Below are 12376 nucleotides of genomic sequence, written 5' to 3' on the forward strand. Positions count from 1 at the left end.
ATCAAATCAACTTACTGATTTCAAGGACTTTTTGAGTTCTCTGTATGCTTTAGGCATCAAAGCTTTTGCATAGCCATCAACCAAAGTTTTGATCGCTGTCCACTGCCCATTATGCTTTTTTTTGAAATAGTAGCATTTAAATAAATCCACCCCTTTAGGACTATGCATCAGTTTGAGTCTTTTTACGAAACTAAGTGAAGGCTCACCCCAGTAAGAAACCTCATTGACCTCACAATAGCCTAAGTACTTGGAGCTACCATAACAATCAAATCCAGCCTCGCTGACATCCAAAGAATAATCCATATCGCCATAGAGATGGGTGTAGGTTTGATCCAAAATCCCTACTCTTTGATATACTGATTGTGGAACCAAAACCAAATTGCCATTACAATATTTAACTTTTTGAGGTTTTCCATTAGGTTTCAATGGTCCTGATTCTTCATGCCCTCCAAAGGTAAAATCTCCATGGACTTCGCTTTGAATATTTCCTACAATAATTCCTTCTGTTGGCATGCTCTCGTAATCCTCCAATAAGTTTATTAAGGATTCCTTTTTTAAAAAAGTGTCATCATTCAACCAGAGAAAGAAATCATAAGTATCATGGGCAACCGCGCTTTCCCAGGCTAGTCTCATGCCCTTATTCCAAAAAAGCTGTCCATTACCATTTATTATATGAACTTCAGGAAATAATTCTTTGACTTTTTTGCCAGTTTGATCCGGCGAAGCGTCATCAACCAAAAACACTTCTAATTTAATATTTTCGGGGACTGTGGTTTGATAAAGGCTAGTAAGACATTTTAAAGTCGTTTTTACTCTGTTAAAACAGGTAAGTAAGACCGCTACCTTTATTTTTCCTTCTATTTTCTTAAACTTTTATTTACTCGGAAAACCCAGGAACTTGACCCAGAGTCTCACATATCATTTTTAGAAAGATCAATTCTAACAATTAAAATATATAATTCAGGCTTTAAGTAGCTTTTCATTCAATCAAATACTATGAACTACTTGCTAATCCTTGTCAAAACTCCGTGAACCTCTTTGCCCCTCTCCCGAAATACTTCGGGACAAGCTGTGTCTCCTCCAAGTTACCCTGCCTACCGTCAGGCAGGTCTGTGTCACAATCTCCGCGAGCTTGCGAGCCAAACTCCGTGCACCTCTGTGAATCCTCCGTGTTACTCTGTGTAACAAGGTCCGCGAGTTTGCGAGCATCAAATCTTAACTTGTTTGAACGTATCTTGATTTTCCAGGAACCACTGATATGTTTTCTTTATTCCTTCCTCCAATGAGGTTTTTGCTTTCCACCCTGCATCTGTCATCTTGGATACATCCATCAATTTTCTTGGTGTTCCATCTGGTTTGGATGTGTCCCAAATAATTTCCCCTTTATGCCCTACGATCTTTTGAATTAATTCTGCCAATTCCCGAATTGTCAAATCCTCACCCGTCCCTACATTATACAAGTTATCCTTAAACTCATTCTCCAATGCAAAAACTACTGCCTCTGCCAAATCCTCTACATATAGGAATTCTCTCATCGGATTTCCAGATCCCCAAAGTGTCACTGGTGCATGCTCAATACTACTATCTGCACTGCCGACTGCCAACTGCTCCCGATGACTATCGGGACTGTTTTCTGCCAACTGTCCACTGCCTACTGCAAACTGACTTGCTTCGTGAAACTTCCGGATCATGGCTGGCAAAACATGGGATGTTTTCAGATCAAAATTATCGAAAGGCCCATATAGGTTAGTTGGCATTAATGAAATATAATCTCTTCCGAACTGCTTTCTGATTGCCTCACATGCTTTAACTCCTGTGATTTTTGCTACCGCGTACCACTCATTGGTTGGTTCCAAAGGCCCTGTCAAAAGATACTCTTCTTTCAATGGCTGAGGAGCAAGCTTGGGATAGATACAAGAAGAACCCAAAAAGATAAACTTATTGATTCCCTCATGAAAAGCAGAGTCAATCAGATTATTCTGGATCTGCATATTTTCCATCAGGAACTGATAGGGATAATCATTATTAGCCAAAATCCCTCCTACCCTTGCTGCTGCATCGATTACCACTTCCGGCTTTTCATTTTTGAAAAAATCCTGGACAGCCTGCTGGTTTCGAAGGTCCAATTCTTTGGAAGTTCTGCCAATCAGATTGGAATAACCTTTTCCTTCCAATGCTCTCCAAATAGCCGAACCTACCATACCTCGATGGCCTGCGATGTATATTTTGGTATTCTTAGATATCATTAGGTTTCGGTTGGTCACAGAGTTTCACGGAGAAACACTGAGGCACACAGAGATTTCTTTTTGGAACAAAGGAATTGAAGGAGTTTTTGTTTTTGGATCACGGAGTTTTTAGGAGTTCGCACTGAGTACCACGGAGTATAAGATATATTAATGGATAAACCGATGAATCCCTTTTACGAGACTCTTTGTCCTAAAATTCAATAATAAACCTACTCTATATCCCGAAAATTTTAAATATGTTAAAACTTGAGCTTTGTGAACATCAGTAATTTGCTCAACAGTTTTTAATTCAACAATTACTTGGTCTTCGATAAGCAAATCAATTCTGTAGCCACACTCAAGTCTTATTTCCTCATAAATTAACGGTACTGGAACTTCAGCTCTAACATCTAGACCTAATTTCTCCAGTTCATATTTTAGGCAAGCTTGATAGGCAGATTCAAGAAGGCCTGGACCAAGTTTTGAGTGCACTTTAAAGGCACAATTCAAGATTTGTTCCGTTAAGTCTTCTTTTAAAAGCATGTTTGCAAGATAATTTTATAAACTGGAGCTGATGGACTTTTTTAGAACACGGAGGTACTCTGAGTTCCCACGGAGTTATTTTAGATCACGGAGTTTACCTGAGTTTACACGGAGTCTCACGGAGTGTTTTTTTTGGAGCATAGAGTTACTCGGAGTATTTGCGGAGTTTAGATTGATATTAATCCTTGAAAGGATCTTAATTTAGCAGGTTTCAAAACAAACTCTGTGAAACTCAGTGCTTACTCCGAATTCCTCCGTGTAACAAATTCTGCGAGCTTGCGAGCAAACTCTGTGCACCTCCGTGCCTCTTCTGTGCTCCTCTGTGTTACAAATCCTGCAAGCCTCCGAGCAAACTCAGTGAACCTCAGTGCCTACTCTGTGTTCCTCCGTGTCAAAAGATCCGCGAGCCTGCGAGCAAACTCAGTGAGCCTCTATGCCTACTCAGTGCTACTCCGTGTAACTAAATCCTCGAGCACATTAATCCACTAAACCAGGCTTCTCCTTCTCCAACCTCTCATACACCTTCTTCACGTCTTGGGCTTTTTCCTTATTTAAAACCAAAATCGCATCTGCAGTGCAGATCAATATACTATTGGACATCCCCACAAACTCAGTGTGTAATTCAGAACCGATGACCATGTTTCCATTGGAATCTATAGTATAGCCCTGAGCTTGATTGTATTCATAGATAGCTTCAAAACTCCCCATATCGGACCAGTCGAAAGCAGAAGGAACCACCTTGATTTTGTCAGTTTTTTCCATCACTGCATAATCCACAGAGATAGATGGGATTTTCATGGAAAGCTCCTCATTTAATTTTCCCTCTTCTGCCTTTTGGTAGGTTGTATAGGAAGTTTCATAAACGCTAGGCTCCAACTTTTTCAATTCCTGCAGGAAAACTCCCGCCTGAAAACAAAACATCCCTGAATTCCAGTAAAAATTTCCTTTTTGAATAAATTCCTCTGCAGTTACCAAATCCGGCTTTTCTCTAAAGCTCTTCACCTCTTCTCCATCTGCTTCTATGTAACCAAAACCTGTCTCTGGTTTGCTGGGCTTTAAGCCAAAGGTTACTATAAATCCATCCTTTGCCAGTGCTATAGCTCTCTCTACAGATTTTTTGTATGACTTTTCTGATTCAATCAAATGATCAGAAGGGGTAACAAAAAGAACATCCTCGGGATTGCAGGCAAAGGCTGCAAAGGCTATGGCTGCGGCTGTATTCCTAGGGCAAGCTTCAATTATTTCCTGATAGGATTGAATTCCCGCTTCTTGCAAATCTTTTCGGGAAAGCTGGTAATTATCAATATTCCCTACTACCAAAACCGAATCACAAAACGCAGAATTCCTTAAGGCTGTCTTTTGAAATAAAGTTTTCCCATCAAAAATCGGAAGATATTGCTTCGGTCTAGACTTTCTGGACAATGGCCAAAGTCGGGAACCGACACCGCCGGATAGGATAACGTTTATTACTGACATGAGATTTCTGTTTGGGTTAGTGCTTAGGCTTTTAAATAGTGGAGTTCAGGGTTCAATGTTCAAAAGAAAGTCTGCCTTCTTAAGAGAATTTGTTCCCCCGTTTATCTGAATTCCGTAAGTAAATTATCAAAGAATTTATTTTAGACCTAAGCCTTTCCGTTCTTTCTAAAATTTCTTCCAATTCCTCTTTACTAATATACTCATAATCAAAAGCGCGATAACCTTGTGAACGGGTTTCAGCATTTGAGCCTCTGGCGATAGATAGAAATTGAATAAACTCTTTATTTCCATCCCTATCAAAACCCTCAGCAACATTATCCATGATGGAGCCAGATGAACTAGTAATTTGAGAACTTAATTTAAAATCTCTAGAAAAATCATTTTTCCTAGTCATTCTCCTAATTACCAAACAAAGCTCTCTAGCCTCTTTCCAAATTTCTAAATCTTCAAAGCGCGCTATTTTCAAGAAAAATAATTTAAGCTTTAACGTCGACCTATTGAACTCTGAACCATGAACTTCTGAACCATCACTTCAAAAACTGGAGAGCTAAACACTTTTCAACACGCGCCTAAATCGATCAATTACTCAATTAACCAGTTCCACACTTACTCACCACCGGGTACAGCTTCGCCCTTTCAGTCCCATTTTGAGATTGGTTTGGAGAAGTATAAAGGCTGAGAATACTCGCATCGCCTACATCTCTTTTTCCGGATCTCAGAATGATCTTAGCAATAATCTTTACTGCAAAAACTAGCCTAAGCTGACAGTTTGGTTTTTTGGGCTTTATTGAAAAAAAGGCCTCAAATTTTAAAATTTAAGGCTTTTTGTTGGTTTAGATGCTTCAAAGATAATCAAACGAGTAGTTTTAGTACTCATTTTTAGACTTAAATTTTTATCATTTTTTTAGTAGCTACTTTTTTGTTTTTCATCAATATTTATTTCCTCGATAGCCAACATCAAATCCTGAAATAAAGCCAAATCATTTATCTTCCAGACGTGGGTTTGTCCGAATTTATCCAAGAGCATATTAGAGTTTAATCCTAATTCCAGAAGAATAGCGTAAGAGGACAAATCTAAATCCCCATGATTTATCCTTATTTCTTCAGAGATTTTTTCAAACTCTTTGCCATAATCGTAAATCCGTAAAAAACTTAGAACACATTCTCCTTTCCAGATAAATTCATACAAGCTTTTTCTGGGAATAGTAGCGCTCATAGCTGTTCTTTTTACCATAAGTTCTTCTCTCCCTAACTTGGTTTTGGCTATGGAATTGGGAACCACAGCCTCTTTTTGGAAATGGCGATTCAGAATTTTTTGGGAAATCTCATCAAGCTGGAAATCCAGTCCTTTCACCTGTTTCAACTTGAAATTGAGCTCCTCCAACATGGTAAAGGGGTCAAACACCAAGAGTTTTCCTTTGTATTTGAAATTTACCTGGTGATTCCTAATAAGACGTCCTTTGGATTTGTAGGAAATCCCTCCAGACCTGAAAAAATTAAAAATCTTCATAGCTAGGATTAAATAGTTTGGGTTAAATAGAATTGGGTAATAAAATTTCCTTATTTCAAGCAATCATCATAATTGAGATATTTTCCTTGAATGAGCGGTTTGAAGACCGAAGACCGAAGACCGAAGTTTCCGGATTCTGATCCACAAGGCAGATACCAAGCCCTATTTTTTTATACAATCATAAAAGGGAATATGCATATAAAACTTATTTAATTTCGTAAAGCAAGCAGCGTTTGTCTTCTGGGCTTCTTGTTCTATTAATCATCTTATAGCCCCTTTTCTCCTCAGCTTGGGTATTGATTTCTTTAATCAATCTGGATCGTTTTACCCTTTTGTTTTCTGGGTTGGGAATCTGATGAATATCGAACAACTCATCCAATTCTTCTACCGTAAACATTTTCCCTTTATTCTGATCCAATATTTCCAGAAGATTTGGGCTTTCTTGAGGACTGTAGGCTTTTGAATAGTTTTCATTCTGAATATGATCCTTTCCTTGCCTTTCATCTGTTCTTTTCAGAGTCGGAGAAGCTATCCGTTTTTTGAATACTGGAAATAATACTAAGCCTATTAATGAGATTGAAACAAGGGATATGATCACATAATCCTGTTTGATCCTATTAACCTCCGTCACACTCATCGGGAGAATTGCGGCTTTACCCACCATTTTTGCTTTCGCATACATGTCTTCCAGATTCCAGGAAATAGCAAAATTCTTTTGATCCTGTAGGTAAACTTGGTTTCCATCTACCATAAAATAGGGGGAGTATTCTAATGGATTATAATCCAACTCCTGAGGAAAGAACCTAAAGTTCAACTCATTTTTATCAAAAATTAAAAGTCCTTTGTTTTGGGAGGCTGATTCAAAAGCATTGAAAGCCAAGAAATCCTGAGAGTCTAAAGTTCCATCCTGAAATATATAATAGGCAGCATTTGGGTTCACCAAGGACATTTCAAAATCAAAACCCAAATGTTTCCAGGCCATTGATTCAAAATCCAGAATATAGCCTTGATTTTCCGGAAGTTGGTGAACATCCTCTCTTGGATTATTATGAAAACCCAATAATAGAAAGGCCGATTTTTCGGTAATTCCTAGGTATTCAGAATTGTAATTAGCCGGTTGTGCTTTTACACTCGCCAAGGACCAAGAACCCAATCTTGGATCAAACTCAATTAAATCTGTATGGCTATTCCAAAATCCATAGCCACCGAGAAGAAAAGGGTTTCCTTCTTTAATTATAAGCCTGCTTTTACAGGTATAACCTACATTTTGAAATTGGTAAAGATTTTTCCAGGAATTTTCTTCCCATCGGTAAAGCTCCATCCTACAGCCGGCGAAAAGATAAATTCCTGAATCGTCTTTTAGAATTTGGAACTCTTCATCAATTCCCACAGGTAAGGAATCGAGCTGCTGGATCATTTCTTGATTGAAATGAGGGCCTAACTGTTCAAAGTTAGTAATCTGATGAATTGCCTCTGGATTCAATCGTAAAGACTGAGCATAAAGGCAAAAGAATGAAGAAGAAAATAAGGTTAGGGATAAACAAAAAAGGAATCTCATTTTTTCAAATCTACGAACATGGATAACCAATGCTGAAACAAACCTAAAATGATAAATCATGGAAAAAAAGAAAATCTAGGTAAAAATCGTGTTAAACTATTGTATTTCATAGTTACATAATTGTTACATATATTGATTTTCAGTTATTTCTAGCTATTTAGTAAAATTAGTTTTAAATAATAAATCAGATAAAAGTCCTAATTTCTCCTTGGAAATGGACAAGCATTTTGGGTATTGCTCAATGAGGAATTTGTAATTTTTTTATTCCTGAAAACTAATTGTGTTATCAAGATTTAATGCAATCTTAATGAAAATAAATACAAATTAGTTTTTGAGCTGATAAGTGTGACTAAAAATACAATAAGTGTGCAATAAATATTGAAAGGAAGAAACCCTCCAAGGGTTAATAAGGAAAATGGCATGAGGTTTTTTAATGATTGACTCCTTAATTCAGAAGATCCCTTGGAGGGTTAAACCCAATCGGCTCCTCGGATCCACGACAGGAGTCGGGAGCAATTCCGAGGCCCTATCGTAGGATTTGTAATCCGATAATATCACATCTATTGATGGATATTGAAAGGAAGAAACCCTCCAAGGGTTGGTCAGATAGATGGTATAGGTATTTTTTATTGACTCCAATACCAAAGAAGCCCCTTGGAGGGTTGATTTAAGGTTCTCGAATATCTTGCTGGCACAATGAATAGTTTCCAAACGTTGATCTCGGGCCAGCGCTGGGTAATTTTCGTTGGCGATTATATCCCTGGGTTTCACCCAGGGCTAATAAATTACGCTCCTTTGGAGCTTTTGATCCGAATTCGACCAAAGGTCTATCTCGCCGAAGGCATATCTTGATAATATCTTGAAAAATATCTTCTCTATTGCAACTCGAAAATTTCGTCGGGAATAAATATTTCGCCTTAGGCGTATTTCAATTTATTTCTACTGTATTTCAACTAAAATCCCCCTTGCCCCCTTTTACAAAGCTTTCGTCCTAAATCTTATTTACATTTTCAAAGGGGGAATTGACCCGTATCTTGCCGAAGGCATATCTTGATAATATCTTGAAAAATATCTTTTGGAAAAATCCCCCTGACCCCCTTTGATTTTACACGTCTTCCCAACCTTGTGCAATATTCCAAAGGGGGAATTGACCCATATTTCGCCGCAGGCGTATTTCTAAATATTTCTACTTTATTTCTTTTCCTATCTCGCCAAAGGCGTATTTCTAAATATTTCTATTGTATTTCTTTTCCTATTTCGCCGCAGGCGTATTTCTAAATATTTCAACTGTATTTCTCCGGACAAAAAGAGCGATAAAAATATCAACCCCTTCTTCTCAAAGCCCTTTTCCACCATGGAAGTGGGATCTCTTCATGGTATCCATAGGAATTGTTTCCATACCCGTAGCCATAGCCATAACCGTAGCCATAGCCATATCCTTTGTCAATATGAACATCGTTCAGAATACCATACATCTTGGACACTCCGCCTTTTTCAACCAGATTATTGAGAATGGCGGTATTTCCTTTCATGGAGTAACCTTGACGGAAAACAAAGAAGTTGATATCAGAATAGGCAAACAGCTCCTTGGTCTCCGATACAAGCCCTACAGGAGGACAATCAAATACCACCACATCATATTCTTCCTTGATCTCTTTGACAATCTGACTGAATTTATCCTGTAAAAGCAATTCGGCAGGGTTTGGAGGAATAGGGCCGGAAAGGATCACATCCAAATCCTTATGTCCAGATGACTTAACTACTTCTCGCCAGTTGATATTGGTACTTAATGCAGTACTCATACCCTTATCATTCGGCAAGTTGAAATCCTCAGCGATTTTTGGCTTTCTCAAATCCAAACCTATCAAAATGGTCTTTTTACCCATCAAAGAGAAAACGGAAGCCATATTAATGGAAACAAAAGTTTTTCCTTCACCTGAAATACTGGAAGTAAACAGTATGCTTAATTTATCCTTGTTAGGGCTCAAATAGGACATGTCTGCACGTAGAGATCGGAAAGATTCTGTCACGGTTGATCTAGGGCTATTCAATACTGGAAGGTTGTCTTCTGTATTGCTTCTACCAACCATCCCAATCAGTGGCACCTTAATCTGGTGTTCCAATTCTTTAGGATCTTCAATTTTGGTATTGAGGAAGTCTTTAATCGTGATAAAACCAATAGGTAAAATCAATCCTAAAATCAACCCTATCAATAAGTTCAGGCTAGTTTTAGGTGCTACAGGTTGTTGTGAAGCCTTAGCAAAATCCAAGATTTTATTCTTGGGCATATTCGACGCTTTGGTAATCTCGGCCTCAGCTTTCTTCTGCAACAAATACACATAAATGTTTTCATTGATGGTAAACTGACGCTGATAACCTAAGAGGTTTCTTTCAGTCTCCGGCAATGCATTGATATCTCTTTCAATGGATCGAATTCTACCATTAAGATCAGCTAATAAATTTTGGGTATTCCTTATTGCTGAATTCACATTTTCCATCAAAGCCTTGGAAGTACTTTCAATTCTGGCATTGATATCTCTTACCTGAGGCGTTTGATCTGAAAAATTAGCGGTGATTCGAACTCTATCTGCCTGTAATTCGGAAAGATTTTGAACTAATGCACTTAATAGCGGGTCATTCGCACCAATAATTGACGGTGCTACCAAATCCCCTACCTGATTATTACCTAAATAGGATTTGAGAGTTTGATAATATTTCAGATTCAATTCAGCCTGGCTCCTTTCCTGTTCTAAGTCATTCAGCCTTTCAAAAATGATAGAACCTTCTTGAGAAAGATTAAAAATCTTATTCTTGGATCTATAATCCTGCAATTGCTTTTCAGAAAACTGCAAGGAATCTGTAATACCGCTTAATTGTTGCTCAATAAATCGAATCGTATTTTCTGAAGCCTGATTTTTCTCTTCCAACTCTCGCTCCAAATACTTATCCATCAGCGTATTGATGTAATTTTCTCCCAACCTCCTCAAAGGTGTTTCCAGGCTTAGCGTAAGAATTGAAGCTTGTTTATTTAAGGGGTTAACCTGAAGATCATTCTTCATTTTCAGAGCAAGCGAAGGCGTGTCAATCATTTTGAAAAAGAATACCTCGCCAGGTAATGCTGAAATCTGACTTATTTTAAATTCATAATATTCCCCTTGAATATTTTCTCCAAAAGAATAAATGGATTTAGGCAATTCAAACCCTTCAAAATTACTTTTGTAGAATGGGTCCTTTGGTTGAAAAACTGAAAATTTATCATCCTCAACTGAAAGTTCGAAAGTGGATGCGTCTATAACCTCCAGCCTAAACATTCCACCTACCAGTTGTGGTTTAGTCCAGTCAACTGAGACGTAAACAGGAACATTTCCATAAACTTGAGTAACTTTTAAAAAGCCTTCTTTATAGTAAGAAACATTCAAATCCATTTGTGAAACAGCGCTTTCTGCCAAAGAATAGGATTTGATAATTCCTGTTTCATTATCAATATTACTCTTTCCTTGAATTCCCAATCCAGCGGATTCAAAAAGGTCAGCACCTAGCGTAGGTTTATCATCTACCACCAAAACAGTAGACTCCACTTTATAAATAGGTGTAGTGTATCTATTGAATAAAAAAGCCACTAAAACACCTAGAAGGGCGAATATGACAATAAGTGGCCAATAGGTCAAATAATTAAAAAGTAGAGCTTTAAGATCTATTTCATCTTCCTGCTGAACCAAAAATGGATTGGGGTTGGGATTGTTTCCTTGAACTTGATTAGGATACATAACTTAACGCGTAAAGGTATTGATCAATAGAACTGCAACTGTGATTGCAGAGATAATTAAGGATAATGATTGGGCCGCGTTTTCACCGGCACCCACTTCCCTTACTTTCATAGGCTCCACATACAATTGATCATTCGGCTGAATAAAATAAAAAGGAGACTGTATAATTGATCTGTCATTTAAATTAATACGATGAAGCTTGGTGCCTTCAGGGTACTGTCTAATCAACAAGACCTCATCTCTTTTAGCTACAGTTGTCAAATCGCCGGCATTGGCGATTGCTTCGAAAATCGTCATTCTGTCCTGCAGAACCACAAATTTACCAGGTCTTCTAAACTCCCCTAAGGCAGAATAGCGGATACCCCCGAGTTTAACTTTTACATATAGCTCATTTTTGAGAAACTCTCTCAATTTGCTTTCAATTATAATTCTGGCTTCATCAATGGTTTTATCTTTTACCTGAACTTCACCTATAATTGGAAGCCTGATAAAACCATTTCTATCTACTGTATAACCCGTCATGTAATAAATATCGCCACCTGATTGTGCAGCCATTTGCATTTGGTTATTTCCAGCAACAACTTTATTACCAAAACCAGATTGAAGCATATCTTCTGCTGTTTGAATATTGACATCAATAATATCATTGTATTGAAGTCTATATTCAGGAATTTCATAGGAGATCAATTCTCCTTCATTGATAGGTTGATTGTTTTCAAGATTTTGAAGGTAAATAACCTTTTCATTGGAAACGCAGCTGATTGCTGCAAAAAAAACCAGGGCATAAACTACCCACGCTCCTATCTTCCGCATATACTTTTTATTAATGGACAGATCTAAAATCAAAGGGCAAACATAGCCAAAATCCCAAAAAATATTACTCTGATTTGGTAGAATAAACTAAAATTAAACCTAGCTGCGCTTGCTGCTCGAGGCCTTGCTGCTCGAGGTTTGCAACCTCGAGCTCCTATCGTAGGATTTTTAATCCGGGAAAATTTACTTGCTCCTCGGAATTTGCAATTCCGAGGCCCTATCGTAGGATTTGTAATCCTATAAAATCACATCTATTAATGGCTATTGAAATAAAGAAACCCTCCAAGGGTTGGTCAGATAGATGGTATAGGTATTTTTCATCGACTCCAATACCAAAGAAATCCCTTGGAGGGTTGATTTAAGGTTATCGAATATCTTGCTGGCACCTTGAATTAGTTTCCAAACATTGATCTCGGGCCAGCGCTGGGGGAGGGTTCGGATTTCTTTTCCGTGGGTTAAAACCCACGGCTATTTGATAGCTCGC

9 protein-coding genes are annotated in these 12376 nt (G+C 38.0%); all 9 read right to left on the reverse strand.

All coding sequences use genetic code 11. The features are described 5' to 3' along the window. Positions 1-6: 6 nt before the first annotated feature. Complete coding sequence (locus tag BM073_RS16985; protein ID WP_091655536.1) at positions 7-861, reverse strand: glycosyltransferase family 2 protein; 855 nt, start codon at positions 859-861, stop codon at positions 7-9. Positions 862-1208: 347 nt separating this feature from the next. Further along, positions 1209-2246 carry a GDP-L-fucose synthase family protein gene (locus BM073_RS16990; RefSeq protein WP_091655537.1) on the reverse strand — a complete coding sequence of 346 codons (1038 nt, stop codon included), beginning with the start codon at positions 2244-2246 and terminating at the stop codon, positions 1209-1211. Between the two features lie 147 nt (positions 2247-2393). Then, positions 2394-2768 (reverse strand): GxxExxY protein, encoded by a 375-nt coding sequence (locus BM073_RS16995; protein WP_091655538.1) that lies wholly within the window; start codon positions 2766-2768, stop codon positions 2394-2396. A gap of 477 nt (positions 2769-3245) precedes the next feature. After that, positions 3246-4244: a mannose-1-phosphate guanylyltransferase gene (locus BM073_RS17000; RefSeq protein WP_091655539.1), complete on the reverse strand. Its 999-nt coding sequence runs from the start codon at positions 4242-4244 to the stop codon at positions 3246-3248. Between the two features lie 79 nt (positions 4245-4323). Continuing rightward, positions 4324-4710 (reverse strand): four helix bundle protein, encoded by a 387-nt coding sequence (locus tag BM073_RS17005; RefSeq protein WP_091655540.1) that lies wholly within the window; start codon positions 4708-4710, stop codon positions 4324-4326. A 438-nt stretch (positions 4711-5148) separates the two neighbouring features. Continuing rightward, a complete protein-coding gene (locus tag BM073_RS17010; protein ID WP_091655541.1) occupies positions 5149-5754 on the reverse strand; it encodes a hypothetical protein in 606 nt (201 codons plus the stop codon). Between the two features lie 205 nt (positions 5755-5959). Continuing rightward, entirely contained in the window at positions 5960-7171 is a 1212-nt protein-coding gene (locus BM073_RS17015) for a hypothetical protein (RefSeq protein ID WP_139217521.1), read from the reverse strand. Positions 7172-8634: 1463 nt separating this feature from the next. Continuing rightward, complete coding sequence (locus BM073_RS17025) at positions 8635-11079, reverse strand: GumC family protein (protein ID WP_091655544.1); 2445 nt, start codon at positions 11077-11079, stop codon at positions 8635-8637. Between the two features lie 3 nt (positions 11080-11082). Beyond that, entirely contained in the window at positions 11083-11892 is an 810-nt protein-coding gene (locus tag BM073_RS17030; RefSeq protein ID WP_091655545.1) for a polysaccharide biosynthesis/export family protein, read from the reverse strand. Between the last annotated feature and the right edge of the window lie 484 nt (positions 11893-12376).

This window comes from Algoriphagus ornithinivorans, from assembly GCF_900115305.1.
Classification (GTDB): Bacteria; Bacteroidota; Bacteroidia; order Cytophagales; family Cyclobacteriaceae; genus Algoriphagus; species Algoriphagus ornithinivorans.